This is a genomic window from Paraferrimonas sp. SM1919, from assembly GCF_010993985.1.
Classification (GTDB): Bacteria; Pseudomonadota; Gammaproteobacteria; order Enterobacterales; family Shewanellaceae; genus SM1919.
In genome coordinates this window covers 239,101-262,901 of sequence record NZ_WINH01000001.1, presented here as the reverse complement: position 1 = coordinate 262,901, position 23,801 = coordinate 239,101, and the positions used below count along the sequence as shown (strand labels likewise).

Sequence of the window (23,801 nt, the reverse complement as noted above, 5' to 3'; positions counted from 1 at the left end):
CCAATACGCCCCTTAATGTATTTAAGCATGTAAAGGACAATGATTAATGTCTCAACGTGATTTTTATGAAGTATTAGGCGTAGCTCGCGATGCCAGCGAGCGCGACATTAAAAAAGCATATAAACGGCTAGCGATGAAGTATCACCCGGACCGAAATCCAGGTGATGCCGCCGCCGAGGCGAGTTTTAAAGAAGTAAAAGAAGCCTATGAGATCCTGACTGACAGCTCTAAGCGTGCTGCTTATGATCAGTTTGGTCATGCTGGTATTGATCCTAATCGTGGTGGCGGTGGCTTTGGTGGCGGTCAGGGCGATTTCGGTGATATCTTCGGCGATGTCTTTGGTGACATCTTTGGTGGAGGGCGTCGCCAGCGTCAACCAGCACGCGGTCAAGACCTGCGCTACAACATGGACTTAACTCTTGAAGAGGCAGTGGCTGGAGTTGAGAAAGAAATCCGCATTCCATCGATGGTGGATTGTGAACCTTGTGATGGCTCAGGTGCTAAGCCTGGTACCTCTGCATCGACTTGTGGTACCTGTCATGGACAAGGTAAAGTACAGATGCGTCAAGGCTTCTTTGCTGTTGAGCAACCATGTCCAACATGTAACGGTAAAGGTAAGATCATTAAAGAGCCTTGCTCTAAATGTTATGGTCGTGGCGCAGTAGAAAAAACCAAGACCCTTAATGTTAAGATCCCAGCGGGTGTTGATACGGGAGATCGGATCCGATTAGCTGGTGAAGGCGAGCGTGGTGAGTACGGAGCGGCTCCAGGTGATCTATACGTTCAAGTGAGTGTTCGTGAACATAGTCTTTTTGAGCGAGATGGCAATAATCTATATTGTGAAGTGCCAATTTCATTCACCACTGCGGCGCTAGGCGGTGATATTGAAGTGCCGACCTTAGAAGGTAAAGTGAAACTGAAAATTGCGGCAGAAACCCAAACTGGTCGTATGTATCGCTTGCGTGGTAAAGGGGTGAAATCCGTTCGCAGCCATAGTGTTGGTGACTTGATTTGTAAGGTAACGGTAGAGACCCCAGTGAGCCTAACTGAGCATCAGAAGAAGCTGCTTAAGGAATTTGAAACATCACTCAGCGGTAAACCTGAAAAGCACCGCCCCAAAGCCGAAGGCTTTTTTGATGGTGTGAAAAAATTCTTTGATGACCTTAAAAGCTAATCACTGAACGCTATTGAAGCTCCAACCTGTTGTTGGGGCTTTTTTTATGCCTAAAAGCAAGCTAAGTTAATACCAAAACAGGAGGGTTATGGAAATGAGACTATTAATTATTCTGCTGAGTGTGTTTTTGAGCTCTTGTGCCAACACCACCAGTCCCACAGGAAGAGGTCAGTATTTACACTTCAGTGAAGTTGAGATGGCACAAATGGGAGCTAAAGCATTCGAACAAATAAAAGCAGACCAAAAAGTCAGTAAAAACCGCAGTGTTAATCGCTATGTGCAATGCATCAGCGATGCGATTACTGCCGAGGTAAGTGGCAGTTGGCAAACTCTGGTGTTCGAATCTGAACAAATCAATGCTTTCGCGTTACCTGGCGGTTATATTGGGGTTTACACTGGTTTGGTCGAGCTTGCTGCCAATCAACATCAACTGGCGGCGGTTATTGGCCATGAAGTCGGCCATGTTTTGGCCAACCACGGTAACGAGAAAATGAGCCGTGCCCAATTAACCCAAACTGGACTAAGTATCGCCAATGCGGCGATGCAATCGGGTAACGTGCAAAATCGTGATGCCTATATGAGTGCGTTAGGACTGGGGGCGCAGGTGGGGATCATTTTGCCCTATGGCCGTGAGCAAGAAACCGAGTCGGATGTCATAGGCGCAGAGTTAATGGCATCGGCAGGGTTTGACCCAGCTCAAGCGCCGAAACTGTGGCAACGAATGGCGGCAGCAGCTGGTAGTGGTGGACCTGAGCTTCTTTCTACCCATCCATCACCTCAATCTAGAATTAAGCAATTAACCATTCAAGCAAAAAAATTACAACCGATTTATGAAAATGCCTTGAAACTAGGCAAGCAGCCCATATGTATAAAACCTTAAGCAGTTAGCTCTGTTATGCCGAGCTATCTCTGTTACAATAGCTTCACTTTTATACATAGAGAAAATTTAGATGTCTGAGTTCAATACAGTAGAATTACAAGCAAGTTACGGCGTAGGCCGTCAATTAGGCGAGCAACTGGCTGCCAACCCATTTGAAGGTCTAGATGTGACTGCGGTTCAGCAAGGTCTTGCTGATGCACTTGGCCGTAAGCCAAGTGCCATCACTCAAGAAGAATTACAAAACGCTTTTACTGTCATTTCTGAGCGTATTAACGCTGCTCGCCAAGAGCAAGCTAAGATCGCTGCTGAAGCTGGTGAAAAATTTCTAGAAGAGAACGCCAAGCGTGAAGAAGTTATCGTAACTGAGTCTGGTCTACAGTACCAAATCCTAGAACAAGGTAACGGTGACAAACCTACTGTTGATTCTACAATCCGTGCTCACTACGAAGGTCGTCTACCTGTAAGCGGTGAAGTGTTCGATAGCTCAATTGCTCGTGGTGAGCCTGCTGAGTTCCCAGTTTCTGGCGTTATCGCTGGTTGGACTGAAGCACTACAACTTATGCAAGTTGGCGCTAAGTACCGTCTATATATCCCACACCACCTAGCTTACGGTGAGCAAGGTGCTGGTGCTGCAATCCCTCCATTTGCAGCACTAGAGTTCGATGTTGAATTAATCGAAATCAAATAGTTTAATGGGCGCCTTAGGCGCCCTTTTTTTTGGGTACAATGACGGGGTTATCACAATGGGTTTAGTTGGAATTCATCGTAATAACTTTTTTGTGATCGTAGGAAGCAATAATGATAAGAATTGGTGTGGTTGGCGCTGCTGGCCGTATGGGGAGAATTTTAGTTGAAGCCGCAACCTTAGAGGAAGGGGTCACCTTAGGGGCCGCATTTGTTCGTGGTAACTCTTCGTTGTTAGGCGCAGATGCTGGTGAGCTTGCGGGTGTGGGTAAACTGGGCATTGAGCTTAAAGCGGGTATCGAGACAGGCCTCGATGACTTTGATGTATTAATCGATTTTACTTCTCCAGAATCTACCCTTGAGCATTTGGCTATTTGTGCCACCAACAACAAAGCTCTAGTAACAGGCACGACTGGTTTTAACGAGCAACAATTATCACAATTAGATGAGCTATCTAAGCAAACTAAAGTGGTGTTTGCCCCTAACATGTCCGTGGGTGTCAACCTTATGTGGAAGCTTTTAGAAACCGCAGCTAAAGTTATGGGCGAGTATACGGATATTGAAATCTGCGAAACCCACCATAGACATAAAAAAGATGCCCCATCTGGTACCGCATTAAAGATGGGGGAAGTAATTGCAGAAACTTTAGGTCGTGACCTGAACAAAGTCGCCGTGTATGGCCGTGAGGGGATGACCGGCGAGCGTGCTCGTGACACCATTGGTTTTGCCACTATGCGTGCCGGTGATGTGATTGGCGATCATACCGCTTTATTTGCAGATATTGGTGAGCGACTAGAAATTACTCATAAATCTTCGAGTAGAATGACCTACGGCAAAGGCTCGATGCGTGCAGCAAAATGGTTAGTTAACCAAGCTAACGGTCTATACGATATGCAGCAAGTTTTAGGGTTAAAGTAGCCTAAAGGTTGATAGCTTGTATTAAATTGTGATGGTTACCATATTTCACTAGACAAGTGTGATAGCCATCTATAGAATGCGCGCAATTTGTCAAAAATTCGGATTATTTCGGTCACCTAGACAAGCGAAAAACGTAAATTTTAACAATAATCAGTTAGTAATTTTTCTGATCCAAAGGAGGTTGCCTTGAGCAAGTCTGCACTGTTGGTTTTAGAGGATGGTACCGTATTTGAAGGCATTTCAATCGGTGCTGAAGGAGTATCTGTTGGTGAGGTGGTATTCAACACTTCGATGACAGGTTACCAGGAAATTTTGACCGATCCCTCTTATTCTCGCCAAATGGTTACATTAACCTATCCACACATTGGTAATACTGGCACCAACTCAGAAGACCTTGAATCAGATGGCGTCCATGCCTGTGGTCTGATTATTCGTGACCTTCCTTTAATTGCTTCTAACTTCCGTAATGAAATGACATTAGATAACTATCTACAACACCATGGTGTTGTTGGTATTGCGGAAATTGATACTCGTAAGCTTACTCGCATTCTTCGTGAGAAAGGTGCTCAAGCAGGTTGTTTGATCGCAGGTGATATCGATGCAGATAAAGCATTGGAGCTGGCTAAGCAATTCCCTGGTCTTAAGGGCATGGATCTGGCAAAAGAAGTGACGACTAAAGAGTCTTACAATTGGCGTAATGGCAGCTGGCGCTTAGTGGGCGGTCTACCAGATGACACCCCAGCTGAAGAGCTTAAGTACAAAGTTGTGGCATATGATTACGGAGTTAAACGTAACATTCTGCGTATGCTCGTTGACCGTGGCTGTGACGTAACAGTGGTTCCAGCACAAACGCCAGCATCAGAAGTGCTAGCGATGAACCCAGATGGTGTATTCCTATCAAACGGCCCTGGTGACCCAGAGCCATGTGATTATGCGATTGCGGCAATTAAAGAAATCCTTGAGACCGAGATTCCAGTATTTGGTATCTGTTTAGGTCACCAGTTGCTGGCGCTAGCGTCTGGCGCACAAACTGAAAAAATGAAGTTTGGTCACCACGGTGCTAACCACCCGGTATCGGATATTGAAGCCGGCACGGTAATGATTACTTCGCAAAACCACGGTTTCGCAGTAAAAGAAGAAGGCATGCCAAGCAATCTTAAAGTGACCCATAAGTCACTATTTGATGGTTCACTACAAGGTATTCACCGTACTGATAAGCCAGCATTTAGCTTCCAAGGGCATCCTGAAGCAAGCCCTGGTCCACACGACGCTGCGCCACTATTTAATCACTTTATTGAGCTTATTGAAGCTAAACGTAACGCCTAATCTCTGGAGAATAAGTAACAATGCCAAAACGTACTGACATTAAAAGCATTCTAATTTTAGGCGCGGGACCAATTGTGATTGGTCAGGCTTGTGAGTTTGATTACTCAGGTGCACAAGCATGTAAAGCCCTTCGTGAAGAAGGTTACCGAGTTATTCTGGTTAACTCGAACCCTGCCACTATTATGACTGATCCAGAAATGGCCGATGCCACTTACATCGAGCCGATTCACTGGGAAGTGGTTCGCAATATTATTGCTAAAGAGCGTCCAGATGCGGTACTGCCTACTATGGGTGGCCAAACTGCACTGAATTGTGCCCTAGAGCTGGAAGCCAAAGGCGTACTTAAAGAGTTCGGTGTTGAAATGATTGGCGCCACGGCTGATGCGATTGATAAAGCAGAAGACCGTTCACGCTTTGATAAAGCGATGAAAAAAATTGGTTTAGAGTGCCCTCGTGCGGATACTGCTAAATCAATGGAAGAAGCCTATAAAGTTTTAGATATGGTAGGTTTCCCTTGTATTATTCGTCCATCGTTCACCATGGGTGGTAGCGGCGGTGGTATCGCTTATAACAAGGAAGAGTTCGAAGAAATTTGTGCCCGTGGTCTAGATCTTTCACCAACTAACGAACTATTAATTGATGAGTCGTTGATTGGTTGGAAAGAGTACGAAATGGAAGTAGTACGTGACCGCAATGATAACTGTATTATTGTTTGTTCGATTGAGAACTTCGATGCTATGGGCGTTCACACTGGTGACTCAATCACCGTTGCACCTGCTCAAACCCTAACCGACAAAGAATACCAACTAATGCGTAACGCTTCGATGGCGGTACTGCGTGAAATTGGTGTTGAAACCGGTGGTTCTAACGTACAGTTTGGTGTTAACCCGAAAGATGGCCGTATGGTTATCATTGAGATGAACCCTCGTGTATCACGTTCATCGGCATTAGCTTCTAAAGCAACGGGTTTCCCAATTGCAAAAATTGCAGCAAAACTTGCGGTAGGCTTTACCCTAGACGAGCTAATGAACGACATTACTGGTGGCAAAACACCAGCATCGTTCGAGCCAGCGATTGACTACGTTGTGACTAAGATCCCACGCTTTAACTTTGAGAAGTTTGCTGGTGCTAACGACCGTCTAACCACTCAAATGAAGTCTGTTGGTGAAGTTATGGCGATTGGCCGTACCCAGCAAGAGTCGCTACAAAAAGCCCTTCGTGGTCTAGAAATTGGTATTGATGGTTTCACCCCTCAAGTTGACCTAAACCACTACGAAGCCGTAAATAAGCTACGTCACGAACTGCGTGAGCCGGGTCCTGACCGTATTCTATACATCGCTGATGCCTTCCGTGCAGGTTGGTCTGTAGATACTGTATTTAAGCTTACTAACGTAGATCGTTGGTACTTAGTACAGATTGAAGACCTAATTAACCTAGAAAAAGAAGTGCAAGCGGGCGGCCTAGTCGGCCTAACGGAAACTTTCCTACGTAAACTTAAGCGTAAAGGTTTCTCTGATTCTCGCTTAGCAACTATCCTGGGTGTGGCTGAATCAGAAGTACGTAAGCGTCGCTACGAGCACAATATTCTTCCTGTGTACAAGCGTGTAGATACCTGTGCAGCTGAGTTCTCAACCGACACCGCTTATATGTACTCTACCTATGATGAAGAGTGTGAAGCGGCACCGTCAGATAAAGACAAAATTATTGTTCTAGGTGGTGGCCCGAACCGTATTGGCCAGGGTATTGAGTTTGATTACTGTTGTGTACACGCGGCCCTTGCGCTACGTGAAGACGGTTATGAAACCATTATGGTTAACTGTAACCCAGAGACAGTATCGACCGACTACGATACCTCAGACCGTCTGTACTTTGAGCCAGTAACCTTCGAAGACGTATTAGAAATCGTACGTGTTGAAAACCCGAAAGGGGTTATCGTGCAATACGGTGGTCAAACTCCACTGAAACTTGCCCGTGCCTTAGAAGCCGCTGGTGTGCCGATTATTGGTACTAGCCCAGATGCAATTGACCGCGCTGAAGACCGTGAGCGTTTCCAACAAGCGGTTGAGCGTTTAGGCTTAAAACAACCTGAAAACTCAACCGTAACCACCATTGAAGGTGCCGTTGCAGATGCTGAGCGTATCGGTTACCCACTGGTTGTACGACCTTCATATGTACTAGGTGGTCGTGCGATGGAAATCGTATACGATGAGCCTGATTTACGTCGTTACTTCAACGAAGCGGTCAGTGTTTCTAACGAATCACCAGTACTGCTAGACCGTTTCCTAGACGATGCGATTGAAGTAGATATTGATACCATTTGTGACGGCAAAGACGTAGTGATTGCGGGTATTATGGAGCACATTGAGCAAGCGGGGGTTCACTCTGGTGACTCAGGTTGTTCGCTGCCTCCATACACCCTAAGCCCTGCAATCCAAGACGAGATGCGCGTACAGGTACGCAAACTTGCCCTTGAGCTAGGTGTAAAAGGTTTGATGAATACTCAGTTCGCGATTAAAGACGATGTGATTTACCTCATTGAGGTGAACCCGCGCGCTGCGCGTACGGTACCATTTGTATCTAAAGCCACGGGTATGGCGGTCGCTAAGATTGCGGCTCGTGTAATGGCCGGTCAATCTCTGCAAGAGCAGGGCATTACTAAGGAAATTATTCCTCCTTACTACTCAGTTAAAGAGGTGGTACTGCCGTTTAACAAGTTCCCAGGTGTGGATCCTCTACTCGGGCCTGAAATGCGCTCAACCGGTGAGGTGATGGGTGTCGGTGAAACCTTCGCTGAAGCTTACGCCAAAGCACAACTGGGTTCTGTTAAGGATGTGCCTAAGTCTGGCCGCGCGCTGATTTCTGTTCGTAATTCTGACAAGAAGAAAGTGGCAGACTTAGCCTCACGTTTGATTGCATTGGGTTATGAAATTGATGCTACCCACGGTACTGCTGTGGCATTAGGTGAAGCGGGCATTAACCCTCGTCTTGTGAACAAGGTACACGAAGGTCGTCCACACATTCTTGATCGAATCAAGAACGATGAATACACCTACATAGTGAACACCACTGAAGGTCGTCAAGCGATTGAAGATTCGCGTCAGTTACGTGGTGGGGCGTTAGCAGCTAAAGTTAACTACACCACAACCATGAATGCAGCATTCGCAACTTGTTTGGCTCACGCTGAAGATGACAAAGGCAATGTGCGCTCTGTGCAGGAACTGCATGCTAGAACCGCTTCTCTAGGGTAATCACGCCTCATAAAAAAACCACCTACGGGTGGTTTTTTTTTGCGTATAAAGTCCTGCCAATGTTAACTAGACCGTAATGCGATATCTTTGAAATTAGCCTTCGAGCACTCTAGGGTTGTATTTACGGGGTACGAAGGGGGATGTTGCCGTTTTGTTCGCCATGGCTGTTGTCGTTATCATTAATCAATAAATATCCACAAAAAAATGGATTTAGTCTGATAGCTTCAAGGGCTATTTTATTGGGCATGGGGGGTTGGTTATCAGGCCAGAGCATATTACAATGAAACCAAATGAAATATTTAAATGTACTTTTGTAAAGAAAAGAAAGTGCAGTGAAAGAGATTAATGACTTATGAATCAAGTTCCAATGACTACAGTCGGAGCTCAGCAGCTTCGTGAAGAGTTAGATTATTTAAAGCATGAAAGGCGTCCAGCTATCTCCCATGCTATTGGTGAAGCCGCAGCATTAGGTGATTTAAAAGAAAACGCTGAATATCATGCTGCCCGTGAAGAACAAGGTTTGTGTGAAGCACGTATTCGTGATCTTGAAGGTAAGTTATCTAATGCGCAAATTATCGATGTAACAAAAATGACTTTTACTGGTAAGGTTATCTTTGGTGCTACCGTTACCATTTTAAATCTTGAAAACGATGAAGAGCATACTTATCGAATTGTTGGTGACGATGAAGCAAACATTAAAAACAATTTAATTTCGGTTAATTCGCCAATAGCACGCGGTCTAATAGGCAAGATGCAAGATGATGAAGTCACAATCGTCACTCCAGGCGGAGAAACTGACTTTGAAATTGTAAAAGTACAATACATCTAAAACAGTTTTAGAAAAATTTTTTTACAAAAAAGCCGCTGCATCAGCAGCGGCTTTTATTTTAAAATTAACGAGCTTTTGGTAATACGATTTTTTTCTTTTCGCTTGGACGAAATAGAACCAAAATATGGCCAATAGTTTGAACTTTAACTGCGGCAGTTTCGCGAACAATAGCATCAATTACTGCATTTTTAAGTTCACGGTCTTCACTGGCAACTTTAACTTTTATCAGCTCGTGATGATCCAAAGCAATGTTGATTTCGGCTAATACGCCTTCGGTCAAACCGTTTGCTCCAAGAAGCACAACCGGCTTAAGTGAATGGGCGAGACCTTTTAAATGTTGCTTTTGCTTGTTTGTTAAATTCATTAGTAATCAACTTTTTTCTATCAGTACTTGAAACTCGGGGTATTTAGCCCCATATATTAAGTAGTTTAACTTGAATTGGTTATCTATACCTAATGTCAGAATCAAAAAATCGTAGTGTTAGCTCAAAGAGATGGTTAAAAGAGCATTTTGATGATAAATATGTGAAGGAAGCCCAGAAAAAAGGCTTACGTTCACGTGCTTTTTTTAAACTCGATGAGATCCAAAACAAAGATAAGTTACTTCGCCCTGGTATGAATGTAGTGGATTTAGGTGCTGCCCCTGGTGGTTGGTCACAATTATCTGCTTCTATCGTTGCCCCTGAAGGACGAGTGATTGCCTGTGATCTGCTACCTATGGATCCAATTGCCGGTGTTGATTTCCTGCAGGGTGATTTCAGAGATGAAGCCGTACTAAACGCTATTTTAAATCGTGTTGGTGATCAAAAAATTGATGTTGTAATGTCCGATATGGCCCCCAATATGAGTGGTTCAGGTGCCATTGACCAGCCTCGTGCTATGTATTTAGTAGAGCTAGCTTTAGATATGTGTCATCAAGTGCTTGCGCCAAATGGCAGCTTCGTCGTTAAAGTATTTCAGGGAGAGGGATTTGATCAATTCCTTGCGGAAGTACGTAAAGCATTTAAAGTTGTAAAGTCTCGTAAGCCAGATTCTTCAAGATCTCGCTCACGTGAAGTTTTCATAGTAGCGACAGGTTACAAGTTATAGTAACCTGTAGTTAAAACCTTTCAGCCTTCAGAGGTCTAAAAATTTGAGTGATATGGTCAAGAATTTAATACTATGGACGGTCATCGCAGTAGTATTAATGTCAGTATTTAAAGAGTACTCCCCTTCATCGGGTAGCGCTGCCCAGATGAATTACACCCAGTTCCTAAATGCGGTGGAGTCTCGACAAATCCAAGAGGTGACGATCGCGAGTGATCGTCAAACCATCAAGGGCAAGATGACTTCAGGGGAATCATTCACCACGGTCATGCCTATTACCGATCTTGATTTAATTAACGATCTAAAGCGAGCTAATATTGATCTCAAGGGTACCGCCCCTGAAGAGCCAAGCATGCTGACGTCAATCTTTATATCCTGGTTCCCAATGATTTTACTGATCGGGGTATGGATTTTCTTCATGCGTCAAATGCAAGGTGGTGGCGGTAAAGGCGCCATGTCATTCGGCAAAAGTAAAGCCAAGCTGATGCCTGAGGATAAAATTAAAACCACTTTTGCCGATGTCGCGGGTTGTGATGAAGCCAAAGAAGAGGTCTCAGAATTAGTTGATTACCTTAGAGACCCAACAAAATTCCAACGTCTTGGCGGTAAAATCCCTACTGGGGTGCTAATGGTTGGTCCTCCAGGTACCGGTAAAACCTTATTAGCTAAAGCAATTGCTGGTGAAGCCAAGGTACCGTTTTTCACTATCTCAGGTTCTGATTTTGTAGAAATGTTCGTGGGTGTGGGTGCGTCTCGTGTACGTGACATGTTTGAACAAGCGAAAAAGTCAGCCCCATGTATTATTTTCATCGATGAAATTGATGCGGTTGGGCGTCAACGTGGCGCAGGTCTTGGTGGGGGGCATGATGAGCGAGAGCAAACCCTAAACCAAATGTTAGTTGAAATGGATGGGTTTGAAGGTAACGAAGGTATCATTGTTATCGCGGCAACTAACCGTCCTGATGTACTTGATCCAGCGTTATTACGCCCAGGTCGTTTTGACCGTCAAGTGACTGTTGGACTGCCTGATGTTCGTGGCCGTGAACAGATTTTGGAAGTACACATGCGCAAAGTGCCAATTGCTGATGATGTTAAAGCGTCCTTAATTGCTCGTGGTACTCCAGGGTTCTCAGGAGCTGAACTTGCCAACCTAGTGAATGAAGCCGCACTTTTTGCAGCTCGTGGTGACCACAAGTTAGTAACCATGGAACTGTTTGAGAAAGCCAAAGATAAAATTCTTATGGGTTCAGAGCGTCGCTCAATGGTAATGAGTGAGGCGGAAAAAGAAATGACAGCTTATCATGAAGCTGGGCATGCGATTGTCGGTCGTCTTGTTCCAGAACATGATCCTGTTTATAAGGTATCTATCATCCCTCGAGGACGTGCTCTTGGTGTGACCATGTATTTGCCTGAACAAGACCGTGTAAGCCATTCAAAACAGCATCTAGAATCGATGATATCATCGCTATACGGTGGTCGTTTAGCTGAAGCTATTATTTATGGCTTTGATAAGGTAACCACGGGTGCCTCTAATGATATTGAACGAGCAACGGATATAGCCCGCAAGATGGTGACTCAATGGGGTCTATCGGACAAACTGGGGCCAATGCTCTATGCCGAAGAAGATGGTGAAGTGTTCCTAGGCCGCTCGATGGCGAAGGCTAAGCATATGTCCGATGAAACGGCTACTTTGATTGATGCTGAAATTAAACATCTAGTCGATACAAATTATCAGCGCGCTGAGCAAATACTGAATGACAATATCGATATTTTGCACTCAATGAAAGACGCTTTGATGAAATATGAAACTATCGATGCCGCTCAAATCGATGATCTCATGGCGCGTAAACCTGTTAGACAGCCTGCTGATTGGACGGAACCAAAAAATGATGACGACAAGCCTGCTGCCGAACAAGGTGAATCTGAGCCTAAAGCTGGTCCTTCATCAACGACAGATGAAGCTAACGCTTAGTTCATTTTAAAATAGTTAAGCCCCGTGATTACGGGGCTTTTTTGATGGTTAATAGTTGTTGTTATGTATCAGATAAAAACCAAAAATAAAATCTTAAGTTTAGATAACCCAGTTGTTATGGGAATCATTAATACTACCCCTGACTCCTTTTCAGATGGAGGTAAATACCTGCAAACCAACAAAGCCATCGAGCAAGCTTTAGCCATGGTTGAGCAGGGAGTGAAAATTCTTGATATTGGTGGCGAGTCAACCCGGCCAGGGGCGCCTGAGGTTGCCCTTAAAGAAGAGCTCAATCGAGTGATACCCGTGATTGAGGGGATCCGTAAACATACAGAGTTGATGATCTCTATTGATACCTCAAAAGCTGAAGTCATGACCCAGGCGGTAGCCGCAGGTGCGGATATTATCAATGATGTTTGTGCGTTAAGTTTACCCGGTGCTTTGCAAGCTGCTGCCATAGCAGACGTACCAGTGTGTCTAATGCATATGCAAGGCACACCAAGAACGATGCAATTAAACCCTCAATACCGCGATTTGATAACGGATATTAAGACTTTTTTTGACGAGCGGATTGATGCCTGTCAGCAAGCTGGGATTAATAAAGATAAATTGATCTTAGATTTAGGCTTTGGTTTTGGTAAAACCCTGCAGCATAACTACCAGCTAATGAACCAAATTAAAGCCTTTGATGACTTTGGACTACCTATGTTACTTGGAGTGTCACGTAAGAGTATGATAGGTAAGCTGTTAGATAACGAAGCTGATCAAAGGCTGGCGGGTTCTCTTGCGGCTGCTTTATATGGATTACAGCAAGGTGCTCATATTTTTCGAGTTCATGATACGCAAGCTACCTTAGATGCAATCAAGGTGTGGCAAGCTTGCCGTAACCCAAGCTTGGTTACTCAGTAATCAGTGGCGTACCTATTAAGGGGGTATGTGGGTAAAAAAACAGCATACTAATCACGGTTAGCTGTTTTAATCAGTAAAACTCTTGTAAGTTAACCCGTGGTTAGATATTATTTCCGCCGCTTACAAGGAGCGACACTATGTCATCAAGACAATATTTAATAGCAGCAAATTGGAAACTTAATGGCAATACAGAACTTGCCAATGAAATATTTGCTGAATTACAAAATACTTTAGTAGATAATTCAATTGAAGTGTTAGTGTGTCCTCCCGCGCTTTATCTTGGAGGGATTCAAGCAAAGCTTCAGAATGATTATCAGCCGTTAAGCGATAAACTAAAGTTAGGTGCCCAAACGTTGAGTGCTTATCAGCAAGGGGCTTATACTGGTGAGCTATCAGGTGCCATGCTGAAAGAGTTTGGAGCCAGTTATGTGATTGTTGGTCATTCTGAGAGACGTGCCTTGTTTTCTGAAAGCAACCAAGTTGTGGCAGAGAAATTCGCTGCATGTTTGAGCCAAGGGTTAATGCCTATATTGTGTGTTGGTGAAACCTTAGAAGAGCGTGAAACTGAGCAAACATTTGCGGTAATTGAGCAAATGTTAACAAGTATTGTAGAACGCAATGGTGTTGAAGCTTTTGCTAACGCGGTTATTGCCTATGAGCCGGTATGGGCAATAGGTACGGGCAAAAGTGCGACGTCTGAACAAGCACAACAGGTGCATAAGTTTATTCGTCAATTCGTTGCGAAGCTGTCAGCGGTAACTGCTGACAACATAAAGATTTTATATGGTGGCAGTGTAAACCCAAGCAATGCGGCAGAGATTTTTGCCCAACCTGATGTAGATGGTGGATTGATTGGGGGCGCAAGCCTTAAATCGGCTCAATTTAAAGAGTTGTGTGAAATAGCAAAGAGTGCTTAATAATGTACGATGTACTAATTGTTTTATATGTAATTGTTGCAATAGCATTGATCGGACTAGTGCTTATTCAACAAGGTAAAGGTGCCGATATGGGGGCGTCTTTCGGTGCAGGTTCTTCGGCCACGCTATTCGGTTCTTCAGGTTCAGGTAATTTTTTAACCCGTACTACTGCTATTTTGGCTGTTGGCTTTTTTGTTTTAAGCCTGCTTATTGGCCGTATGAGTGCGAATAATGTGAATCCTCAAGTAGGTTTTGAAGATTTATCTGTACCGGTTCAAACTGAAGAAGTCGTTGAACAACCAAAACAAGATAAAATTCCTGACTAATACTCAGGTCAACTATGTGGAAGCCTAGTTGTTACGCGGATGTGCTGGAATTGGTAGACAGGCAACGTTGAGGTCGTTGTGCTCTAGGGCGTGAGGGTTCAAGTCCCTCCATCCGCACCATATTACAAAAGGGTAACCCCTTTTATTATGGAGGCGAAAATTGTGACCAGAATCAATTTGATAACCTCAGATTCAAGGTTGCAAGTATAAGTTGGAGTCTCTATAATACACCTTATTGGCGCGGGGTGGAGCAGTTTGGTAGCTCGTCGGGCTCATAACCCGAAGGTCGTCGGTTCAAATCCGGCCCCCGCATCCAAATTCTGTATTGGACAGATGGCTTAGTGAAAAGCACCCTCGGGCTCAGCTCTTCATAACAGCCAGCGAAGGTATCGGTATTAAATCCGGCCCCCGCATCCAAATTCTGTATTGGACAGATGGCTTAGTGAAAAGCGCCCTCGGGCTCAGCTCTTCATAACAGCCAGCGAAGGTATCGGTATTAAATCCGGCCCCCGCATCCAAGTTCCTCAATAATCTGTAGTCAGTACTCGGTACTCTCTAAGCATTATTTGAGATTTAAGCTGATTAAGTTCAGCTAGTGCAAACCTTACCATAGTTTGCATGCCACATGGATAATGTGGTTAATACTAGGTCAAGACAGTTAAACCTCGTATTTTACGGGGTTTTTTATTATCTTTTTTTTGAAGATGTGTCTTGTAAGTCGTTCAGCTTGATTTAGGTATAAACTTAGATTAGGCATCCTAGGGCTCTATGCCCTTTTTTTGTTTTATGGGGGTCATTTTGGCAACGCAAGAGCAAAAACTTACAGAAATGTTAACGCCTGCAGTCGAAGCAATAGGCTTTGAGCTAGTTGGCATTGAATGTGTACGTGCAGGAAAGTTTTCCACGGTTCGTATTTATATTGATCACGAAGACGGTATTACTGTAGATAACTGTGCTGAGGTGAGTCACCAAGTTAGCGCTGTGCTAGATGTTGAAGACCCAATAAAAACAGAATATACCCTTGAAGTTTCTTCTCCGGGTATTGAGCGTCCATTATTTACTGCTGCCCACTACTTGCAGTTTCAAGGTCAAGAAGTGATTATGATGCTTCATATGCCCGTTGACAACGCACGTAAGTTAAAAGGCGCAATCGAATCAGTAGATGGTGAGTTTATTACTTTGAAAGTAAATAATAAACTTACTACAGTAGCTTTAGATAATGTTCGCAAAGCGAATATTGTCGCTAAGTTTTAACGTTCAGGGTGGAATGAGGCAAACAAATGAATAAAGAGATCCTGTTAGTCGCAGAAGCAGTTTCAAATGAGAAAGGGCTTCCTCGCGAAAAGATTTTTGAAGCGCTAGAAATCGCCCTGGCGACAGCGAAAAAGAAGAAACATGAAGCTGAGACCGAAGCTCAAATTGATGTTCGTGTTGAAATTGATCAGAAAACCGGCGACTTCGTCACTTTCCGACGTTGGGAAGTGGTCGAGTACGTTGATGGTTTGGTCGAGTTCCCAACTCGTCAAATTGGTTTAGAAGCTGCTCAGTTTGATGACCCAGAAATTCAATTAGGTGACTTCATCGAAGAAGAAGTAGAGTCCGTTCACTTTGATCGTATTACTACGCAATTGGCTAAGCAAGTTATCGTACAAAAAGTACGTGAAGCTGAGCGTGCGCAGATTGTTGAGCAATTTATCGATAAAGAAGGTGAGTTGGTAACTGGTGTCGTTAAGAAGTCTACCCGTGACAATATCATCGTAGATCTTGGTAACAATGCCGATGCAGTTTTATATCGTGATGAAATGCTACCACGTGAGAATGTTCGCCCAGGCGATCGTATCCGTGCATTGCTATTTGCCGTGAAGCCGGAAGCTCGTGGTGCACAATTATTCTTAAGTCGTGCAAAACCAGAAGTTCTCATTGAATTGTTCCGTATTGAAGTGCCAGAAATTGGCGAAGAGATGATTGAAATCATGGGCGCTGCTCGTGATCCTGGTTCTCGTGCGAAAATCGCTGTCAAAACGAACGATCGTCGTATTGACCCTGTGGGTGCATGTGTTGGTATGCGTGGCGCTCGTGTACAAGCGGTAACCGGTGAGCTCGGTGGCGAACGTATTGATATCGTGCTTTGGGATGATAATCCAGCACAGTATGTTATGAATGCGATGGCACCTGCAGATGTTGCACAAATTATTGTCGATGAAGACAGTCAAACTATGGACATTGCTGTAGAGGCTGATTCATTAGCACAAGCGATTGGCCGTAATGGTCAAAACGTTCGTTTAGCCTCTCAGCTGACAGGCTGGACCCTGAACGTAATGACAACCGAAGAAATGAATGCTAAGCATCAAGAAGAAAATGCTCAGCTTATCAAAGTACTGGTTGATGGCTTAGATATTGATGAAGATTTTGCTTCGCTATTGGTTGAAGAAGGTTTCACTTCACTTCAAGAAGTGGCCTATGTACCAGTATCTGAGTTATTAGAAATTGAAGGTTTGGATGAAGACACAGTAGAGGAGCTGCGTAAACGTGCAAAAGATGCACTTACTATCCAAGCGATTGCTGAAGAAGAAGCACTAGACGGTGCCGAGCCTTCAGAAGAATTGTTGAATCTTGAAGGGATCACTCAGCATCTAGGGTTTGTTCTTGCTAGCCGTGGCGTTGTGACTTTGGAAGATTTAGCAGAACAGGGTGTTGACGACCTATCTGATATTGAAGAATTGACCGATGAGCAAGCAGGTGAGCTGATTATGGCTGCTCGTAATATATGTTGGTTTAACGATTCAGAATAAAAGATTGGTCGAGGAGGATTAAACCAAATGACAAATATGACAGTTGCAGAACTCGCCAAAGAAGTGGGTAAGACGCAGGAGCGTCTTGTAGAGCAATTTAAAGAAGCTGGTATGAATAAAAGCGCATCAGATAATGTTTCTCAATCTGAGAAAGATGCGTTATTAAAATACTTAACTGAATCCCATGGCGGTTCAGAAAGCAATAAAATGACCCTTAATCGCAAAACCAAAACGACTTTGAGTGTTAACGCTGCTGGCGGTAAGAAAAAAGACGTTAAAGTTGAAGTTCGTAAAAAACGCACTTATGTTAAAGCTGCTGCCGTAGAAGCTGAAAAAGCGGCAGCTGAAGCTAAGGCAAAAGCTGAGCAAGAGGCTAAACTTAAAGCTGAGCAAGAAGCAAAATTAAAAGCGGAGCAAGATGCTAAGCTTAAAGCCGAAAAGGAAGCCAAAGCCAAGGCCAAAGCCGAGCAAGAAGCTCTAGCTAAGCAGAAAGCGGAAGCAGCGAAAGCCGCTAAAGCAAAAGCGACCAAGGAAGCGCAAGCAAAATCTGCCCATAAAGCCGTTGAGAAAACTCAGTCAGATTTAGAGGCAGAGAAGTTGTTAAAGCAAAAAGAAGCAGAGGCTGCCCGTAAAGCGGAAGCAGAAGCCAAAGCAAAAGCAGAAGAAGCAAAACGTCTAGCACAAGAAAATGCTAAGCGTTGGGAAGAGGAAGAGAAGAAGCGTAAAGAACGTGAAAACGCTGACATTCATACTACTACTTCTACTTATGCTCGTGAGGCAGAAGATCAAGCTGATGAGCAAGAAGAGAAGCGTTCTCGTCCTACTCGTCGCCCTAAGAAGAAAGATAATAGTCGTGGTGCGAAAGGTCGTAACCAACGTGGCAAGAAAGGCGCTCAATCAGATAACCAACATGGCTTCAATAAGCCAGCGGCACCGGTTACTCGTGACGTTCGTATTGGCGAGACCATTTCAGTTGCAGATCTTGCACAGAAAATGGCAGTTAAAGGTACTGAAATCATCAAGTTGCTGATGAAGATGGGCCAAATGGTAACCATCAATCAAATTCTTGATCAAGAAACGGCACAATTAATTGCAGAAGAAATGGGCCATAAGGTTATTCTTACTCGTGAGAATGAGCTAGAGGAGCAACTACTAGCAGAACGCGGTGAGGCTGGAGAAAGCTCACAACGAGCTCCTGTAGTCACTATCATGGGTCACGTAGACCATGGTAAGACTTCGCTACTTGATTACATCCGTAAAGCCAAAATTGCAGCTGGTGAAGCTGGCGGTATTACCCAGCATATCGGTGCATACCATGTAGAAACTGACAACGGCATGATCACTTTCCTAGACACTCCAGGACACGCGGCGTTTACTGCTATGCGTTCTCGTGGTGCTAAGGCGACTGATATTGTTGTGCTTGTGGTTGCGGCGGATGACGGTGTGATGCCACAAACGATAGAAGCGATTCAGCATGCTAAAGCCGCTGATGTACCGCTAATCATCGCTGTCAACAAGATGGATAAAGAAACTGCTGATCCAGATCGTGTTAAGAACGAGCTTTCTCAACACGAAGTTATCCCAGAAGATTGGGGTGGTGAGCACATGTTTACCCATGTATCAGCAAAATCTGGTATGGGTGTAGACGAGCTATTAGAAGGTATTCTTCTAACTGCCGAAGTACTTGAATTAAACGCTAAGCCTGAAGGTATGGCTTCTGGTGTGGTCATTGAATCTAAGCTTGATAAAGGCCGTGGCCCAGTAGCTTCAGTACTTGTTCAAGATGGTACTTTAAAACAGGGTGACATCGTACTTTGTGGTTTAGAGTACGGCCGTGTTCGTGCAATGCGTGATGAGAATGGTAAACCTGTAACAGAAGCTGGCCCATCGATTCCTGTTGAGATTTTAGGTCTTTCAGGTGTACCAAGTGCCGGTGATGAAGCCACAGTGGTTGCTGATGAGCGTAAAGCGCGTGAAGTTGCACTATACCGTCAAGGTAAGTTCCGTGAAGTGAAGCTTGCTCGTCAGCAAAAAGCTAAGTTAGAGAACATGTTCTCTAACATGGCAGAAGGCGACATTTCAGAGTTGAACGTAGTACTTAAAGCAGACGTACAAGGTTCTTTAGAAGCCATTTCTGATTCGCTACTTAAGCTATCAACTGATGAAGTTAAAGTTAACATTATTGGTCGCGGTGTAGGTGGTCTAACTGAAACGGATGCAACTCTAGCTGCAGCCTCTAACGGTATTCTACTTGGCTTTAACGTTCGTGCGGATGCTCAGGCTCGTAAAGTAATTGACGCTGAAAACTTAGATCTTCGTTACTATTCAGTTATTTATAACCTTATTGACGAAGTTAAAGCGGCAATGAGCGGTATGCTAGCGCCTGAATTTAAGCAAGAGATTATCGGTCTTGCTGAAGTACGTGACGTGTTTAAGTCGCCTAAGATTGGTGCAATTGCTGGCTGTATGGTTACCGAAGGTAACATTAAGCGTAGCGCGCCTATCCGTGTACTTCGTGACAACGTAGTAATTTACGAAGGTGAACTAGAGTCACTACGTCGCTTTAAAGACGACGTACAAGAAGTTCGTAGCGGCACCGAGTGTGGTATCGGCGTTAAGAACTACAACGACGTTCGTGTTGGTGACCAAATTGAGGTCTTCGAGACAGTCGAAGTGGCACGTAGCCTGTAATATTGATAGGGCGGCGTTAGCCGCCCTTTAAGGTTTTATAATGGCAAAAGAATTTAGTCGTACCCAGCGAGTGGGTCAACAGATGCAAAAAGAGCTGGCGTTGATCATTCAAAGGGAAATCAAAGATCCACGTCTTGGCATGGTAACCGTCAACTCTGTTGAGGTATCTCGGGACCTATCCTACGCTAAAGTTTACGTTACTTTTTTTGACGAAAACCCAGAGCGTATTGAAGAACAAGTTAGTGCCCTTAAAAAGGCATCAGGTTATGTACGCAAGTTGATTGCGAGCCGCATCAAAATGCGTGTCGTGCCTGAACTGCGCTTCGTTTACGATCAATCTTTAATTAATGGTATTCACATGGCTAACATGGTGACCAATGCAATTAAAGAAGATGAAAAGCGCCAACAAAAATTTGGTAGCAATGAAGCTGCTGCCCAAGAGGAAGAGTAACAATGGGACGACGCCGCTTTAAAGGCCGCATGGTCGATGGCATTGTACTACTGGATAAGCCAATAGGTTTATCTTCTAACGAAGCCTTACAACGTGTTAAGCGTATCTATAACGCAGCTAAAGCGGGTCACACTGGTGCCCTAGATCCTTTAGCAACCGGGATGCTGCCTATTTGTTTAGGTGAAGCCACTAAGTTCTCTCAGTTCTTACTTGATGCTGATAAGCGTTACGAAGTTACCGCTAAGTTAGGCATTCGTACCACCACATCTGATGCCGATGGCGAAGTTGTGAGTGAGCGTGAAGTAAACGTAACAGCTGAGCAACTGGCTAAAGCTGTAGCCAGTTTTGAAGGCGATACCATGCAGGTACCTTCAATGTACTCGGCGTTAAAATATAAAGGCGAGCCTTTATATAAATATGCTCGCCAAGGTATTGAAGTGCCTCGTGAAGCGCGTCCTATTACCGTTTTTGAGATCAATATCTTAAGCTTCAACGGTGATGAAGTAGAGATGGAAGTACATTGCTCTAAGGGTACTTACATTCGTACTATCGTTGATGATTTAGGTGAGCTACTTGGCTGTGGTGCCTTTGTAAGTCAATTACGTCGTACCGGCGTATCAGGTTACCCTTACGAGCGTATGGTGACCCTAGAGCAATTGGATAAAATCCTAGAAGATGCCCTAGCTGACGAGGTCACCCCAAGCGAGCGCCTTGATCCACTGCTATTACCTATGGATACCGCTATCGCTCACTTTGAAGCGGTAAACTTAGACGAAACGATGGCTTCTTACATTATGCATGGTCAGCCGGTGCAACTATCGGGTGTGCCAGCAGAGGGCTTAGTTCGTCTGACTTTAGGTGAGCAACAACAGTTTATTGGTTTAGGTGAAATCGACGAAGATGGTTTAGTTGCCCCTAAACGTCTCGTTAATTTGAAATAAACTTGTAATTACGGGCGTTAGTCGTTACTATGTCGCCCGCTTTCCTAGCGCTGAATTAGTGATCGGCCTAGGTGTTTTAAACTACTACTGTATTTGGAGTAATATTATGTCACTAAGTAAGCAAGCAAAAGAGCAGATCCTAGCTGATTTCGGTCGCGGCGACAACGATTCTGGTTCTCCAGAAGTTCAAGTTGCACTTCTAACTGCACAGATCAACCACTTGCAAGGTCACTTCAAGACCCACATCCATGATTTCCACTCTCGTCGTGGTCTTCTACGCATGGTATCTAGCCGTCGTAAGCTTCTAGATTACCTAAAGCGCAAAGATGTTGAGCGTTACACAGCTCTAATCCAAAAGCTTGGCCTACGTCGCTAATACAGCTTTTAGATGGAAAAAGGTGCCTTTGGCACCTTTTTTTTACTTTCTATTAATTATTTCTTTATAAAATCAGAACTTCATTGCTTAAATAGTTAGCTTTTCCTATCTTTGAATTTAATTTGCAGTATACTAACTGCGAAAAAATATCTATTGAATGAAAGAAAGGAATTGGTCAAGTGAATCCAATTGTAAAAAGCTTTGAATACGGACAACATACGGTCACTCTAGAAACTGGTGTTATGGCACGTCAAGCAGACGCTGCAGTTCTTGCTTCTATGGGCGATACCACAGTATTAGTGACAGTAGTTGGTAAAAAAGACGCTGAACCAGGTCGGGACTTTTTCCCGTTAACCGTCAATTATCAAGAAAAAGCTTACGCAGCAGGTAAAATCCCTGGTGGCTTTTTTAAGCGTGAAGGACGTCCGGGTGAAGAAGAAACTCTAATTGCTCGCCTAATCGACCGTCCAATTCGTCCATTATTCCCTGATGGCTTCAAAAACGAAGTGCAAGTGGTTATTCAGGTTGTTTCAATCGATCCAGAAATTCAACCAGACATCATCTCTTTAATCGGTACTTCAGCAGCTCTGGCTATTTCTGGTATTCCATTTAATGGTCCAGTAGGTTCTGCTCGTGTTGGTTACATCAATGGTGAGTATGTACTAAACCCTGAAGAAGCGGCCTTAGCTGAAAGTAAATTAGACCTAGTCGTTGCTGGTACTGACTCAGCCGTACTTATGGTTGAATCAGAAGCAGAAGTGCTATCTGAAGAAATCATGCTAGGCGGTGTTATGTTCGGTCACGAGCAAAGCCGTACCGTAATCAAGGCAATCGAAGAATTTAAAGCAGAAGCTGGCAAGCCTACTTGGAACTGGAGTGCGCCAGTTAAGAACGTTGAGTTAGCCGATAAAGTTAAAGCTCTAGCTGAGCAAGGTCTATCTGATGCTTACCGCATTACGACTAAGACTGAGCGTAAAGAAGCGGTTGATGCCGTTAAAGACGCGGCAATCGCTACGCTTGTTGCTGAAAACGCTGATATCGATGTGCAAGAAGTTCAAGGTGCGCTTGGCTCTCTAGAGAAGCAAGTTGTACGCAGACGTGTTGTTGCTGGTGAACCACGTATTGATGGTCGTAATCCAGAAATGGTTCGTGGCCTAAGTGTACTGGCCGGTGTACTACCACGTACTCACGGTTCTGCACTATTTACCCGTGGTGAAACTCAGGCGTTAGTGACGGCTACATTAGGTACAGAGCGTGATGCTCAGATGATTGACCGTATCACTGGTACTCAAACTAGCCGCTTTATGCTGCACTACAACTTCCCGCCATTCTGTGTGGGTGAAACGGGTATGATCGGGTCGCCAAAGCGTCGTGAAATTGGTCATGGTCGCCTTGCTAAGCGTGGTATCCAAGCGGTTATGCCTTCGATTGAAGAATTCCCATACACGATTCGTTTAGTTTCAGAAATTACTGAATCAAACGGCTCAAGCTCAATGGCTTCTGTTTGTGGTTCTTCACTAGCACTTATGGATGCCGGTGTTCCAATTAAAGCTTCTGTAGCGGGTATTGCTATGGGTCTGGTTAAAGAAGGCGATGATTTCGTGGTTCTTTCAGACATTCTTGGTGATGAAGATCACCTAGGTGATATGGACTTTAAAGTAGCTGGTACTAGCGAAGGTATCACTGCGTTACAGATGGATATTAAGATCGAAGGCATTACCCAAGAGATTATGCAGATCGCTCTTAAGCAAGCATATGGTGCGCGTACTCATATCTTAGGTGTGATGGACAGTGCTATTGCTGGTGCTCGTACTGAACTTTCTGATCATGCTCCACGTATCACTACTATCAAGATTTCTCCTGATAAGATCCGTGATGTTATCGGTAAAGGTGGTGCTAACATTCGCGCTCTAACTGAAGAGACGGGTACAACTATCGAAATCGAAGATGACGGTACCGTTAAGATTGCTTCTACTGATGGTGATGCAGCTAAACTGGCGATTGCTAAGATTGAAGCCATTACCGCAGAAGTTGAAGTGGGTAAAATCTACAAAGGTAAAGTAAATCGTATCGTAGACTTTGGTGCGTTTGTAAACATTTTACCTGGTAAAGATGGTCTGGTTCATATTTCGCAAATTTCTGAAGAGCGAGTAGCGAATGTAAGTGATCACCTAACTGAAGGCCAAGAAGTTGAAGTTAAGGTAATGGAAGTTGACCGTCAAGGTCGAGTTCGCCTATCGATGAAAGAAGTGAATGCTGCCCCTAAAGCAGAATAAACTTA

20 protein-coding genes and 2 tRNA genes are annotated in these 23,801 nt (G+C 44.3%); 21 read left to right on the top strand and 1 reads right to left on the bottom strand.

The window, feature by feature from the left end; all coding sequences use genetic code 11:
• Positions 1 to 46: 46 nt before the first annotated feature.
• From dnaJ to greA, 7 genes are all read left to right on the top strand, one after another.
• Positions 47 to 1,174 carry a molecular chaperone DnaJ gene (dnaJ, locus tag GFB48_RS01125; RefSeq protein WP_163930309.1) on the top strand — a complete coding sequence of 376 codons (1,128 nt, stop codon included), beginning with the start codon at positions 47 to 49 and terminating at the stop codon, positions 1,172 to 1,174.
• A 94-nt stretch (positions 1,175 to 1,268) separates the two neighbouring features.
• Complete coding sequence (locus GFB48_RS01120; protein ID WP_163930337.1) at positions 1,269 to 2,054, top strand: M48 family metallopeptidase; 786 nt, start codon at positions 1,269 to 1,271, stop codon at positions 2,052 to 2,054.
• Positions 2,055 to 2,124: 70 nt separating this feature from the next.
• Positions 2,125 to 2,742, top strand: coding sequence for an FKBP-type peptidyl-prolyl cis-trans isomerase (locus GFB48_RS01115; protein WP_163930307.1), 618 nt, complete (start codon positions 2,125 to 2,127; stop codon positions 2,740 to 2,742).
• Between the two features lie 110 nt (positions 2,743 to 2,852).
• Complete coding sequence (gene dapB, locus GFB48_RS01110; RefSeq protein WP_163930305.1) at positions 2,853 to 3,656, top strand: 4-hydroxy-tetrahydrodipicolinate reductase; 804 nt, start codon at positions 2,853 to 2,855, stop codon at positions 3,654 to 3,656.
• A 186-nt stretch (positions 3,657 to 3,842) separates the two neighbouring features.
• Positions 3,843 to 4,982, top strand: a complete 1,140-nt coding sequence (carA, locus tag GFB48_RS01105; RefSeq protein ID WP_163930303.1) for a glutamine-hydrolyzing carbamoyl-phosphate synthase small subunit — start codon at positions 3,843 to 3,845, stop codon at positions 4,980 to 4,982.
• Positions 4,983 to 5,002: 20 nt separating this feature from the next.
• The gene (carB, locus tag GFB48_RS01100) at positions 5,003 to 8,230 is read left to right on the top strand and encodes a carbamoyl-phosphate synthase large subunit (protein WP_163930301.1); all 3,228 of its coding nucleotides are present in this window, start codon (positions 5,003 to 5,005) and stop codon (positions 8,228 to 8,230) included.
• Positions 8,231 to 8,582: 352 nt separating this feature from the next.
• Positions 8,583 to 9,059, top strand: coding sequence for a transcription elongation factor GreA (gene greA / locus GFB48_RS01095; protein WP_163930299.1), 477 nt, complete (start codon positions 8,583 to 8,585; stop codon positions 9,057 to 9,059).
• Between the two features lie 64 nt (positions 9,060 to 9,123).
• Here greA and yhbY read toward each other — a convergent pair whose 3' ends face one another.
• Positions 9,124 to 9,423, bottom strand: coding sequence for a ribosome assembly RNA-binding protein YhbY (yhbY, locus tag GFB48_RS01090; protein WP_163930297.1), 300 nt, complete (start codon positions 9,421 to 9,423; stop codon positions 9,124 to 9,126).
• 92 nt (positions 9,424 to 9,515) lie between these two features.
• On the opposite strand from yhbY, the gene rlmE reads away from it, so the two are divergent.
• The 14 genes from rlmE to pnp all read left to right on the top strand — a co-directional run bounded on the left by rlmE (position 9,516) and on the right by pnp (position 23,796).
• A complete protein-coding gene (rlmE, locus tag GFB48_RS01085; RefSeq protein ID WP_163930295.1) occupies positions 9,516 to 10,148 on the top strand; it encodes a 23S rRNA (uridine(2552)-2'-O)-methyltransferase RlmE in 633 nt (210 codons plus the stop codon).
• Between the two features lie 43 nt (positions 10,149 to 10,191).
• A complete protein-coding gene (gene ftsH, locus GFB48_RS01080) occupies positions 10,192 to 12,117 on the top strand; it encodes an ATP-dependent zinc metalloprotease FtsH (RefSeq protein ID WP_163930293.1) in 1,926 nt (641 codons plus the stop codon).
• Between the two features lie 63 nt (positions 12,118 to 12,180).
• On the top strand, positions 12,181 to 13,026 hold the full coding sequence (folP, locus tag GFB48_RS01075; protein ID WP_163930291.1) for a dihydropteroate synthase: 846 nt from the start codon (positions 12,181 to 12,183) through the stop codon (positions 13,024 to 13,026).
• A 137-nt stretch (positions 13,027 to 13,163) separates the two neighbouring features.
• Complete coding sequence (gene tpiA / locus GFB48_RS01070; RefSeq protein WP_163930289.1) at positions 13,164 to 13,943, top strand: triose-phosphate isomerase; 780 nt, start codon at positions 13,164 to 13,166, stop codon at positions 13,941 to 13,943.
• 2 nt (positions 13,944 to 13,945) lie between these two features.
• The gene (secG, locus tag GFB48_RS01065; RefSeq protein ID WP_163930287.1) at positions 13,946 to 14,269 is read left to right on the top strand and encodes a preprotein translocase subunit SecG; all 324 of its coding nucleotides are present in this window, start codon (positions 13,946 to 13,948) and stop codon (positions 14,267 to 14,269) included.
• A gap of 35 nt (positions 14,270 to 14,304) precedes the next feature.
• Positions 14,305 to 14,389 (top strand) — tRNA-Leu (locus GFB48_RS01060).
• A gap of 119 nt (positions 14,390 to 14,508) precedes the next feature.
• Positions 14,509 to 14,585 (top strand) — tRNA-Met (locus GFB48_RS01055).
• A gap of 482 nt (positions 14,586 to 15,067) precedes the next feature.
• On the top strand, positions 15,068 to 15,523 hold the full coding sequence (rimP, locus tag GFB48_RS01050) for a ribosome maturation factor RimP (protein ID WP_163930285.1): 456 nt from the start codon (positions 15,068 to 15,070) through the stop codon (positions 15,521 to 15,523).
• A 26-nt stretch (positions 15,524 to 15,549) separates the two neighbouring features.
• On the top strand, positions 15,550 to 17,061 hold the full coding sequence (gene nusA, locus GFB48_RS01045; RefSeq protein WP_163930283.1) for a transcription termination factor NusA: 1,512 nt from the start codon (positions 15,550 to 15,552) through the stop codon (positions 17,059 to 17,061).
• Between the two features lie 27 nt (positions 17,062 to 17,088).
• The gene (infB, locus tag GFB48_RS01040; RefSeq protein WP_163930281.1) at positions 17,089 to 19,752 is read left to right on the top strand and encodes a translation initiation factor IF-2; all 2,664 of its coding nucleotides are present in this window, start codon (positions 17,089 to 17,091) and stop codon (positions 19,750 to 19,752) included.
• A 40-nt stretch (positions 19,753 to 19,792) separates the two neighbouring features.
• Positions 19,793 to 20,203, top strand: a complete 411-nt coding sequence (rbfA, locus tag GFB48_RS01035) for a 30S ribosome-binding factor RbfA (RefSeq protein ID WP_163930279.1) — start codon at positions 19,793 to 19,795, stop codon at positions 20,201 to 20,203.
• A gap of 2 nt (positions 20,204 to 20,205) precedes the next feature.
• Positions 20,206 to 21,144: a tRNA pseudouridine(55) synthase TruB gene (truB, locus tag GFB48_RS01030; RefSeq protein ID WP_163930277.1), complete on the top strand. Its 939-nt coding sequence runs from the start codon at positions 20,206 to 20,208 to the stop codon at positions 21,142 to 21,144.
• A 106-nt stretch (positions 21,145 to 21,250) separates the two neighbouring features.
• A complete protein-coding gene (gene rpsO / locus GFB48_RS01025; RefSeq protein ID WP_163930276.1) occupies positions 21,251 to 21,520 on the top strand; it encodes a 30S ribosomal protein S15 in 270 nt (89 codons plus the stop codon).
• Positions 21,521 to 21,699: 179 nt separating this feature from the next.
• Positions 21,700 to 23,796 (top strand): polyribonucleotide nucleotidyltransferase, encoded by a 2,097-nt coding sequence (gene pnp / locus GFB48_RS01020; protein WP_163930273.1) that lies wholly within the window; start codon positions 21,700 to 21,702, stop codon positions 23,794 to 23,796.
• Positions 23,797 to 23,801 lie beyond the last annotated feature (5 nt).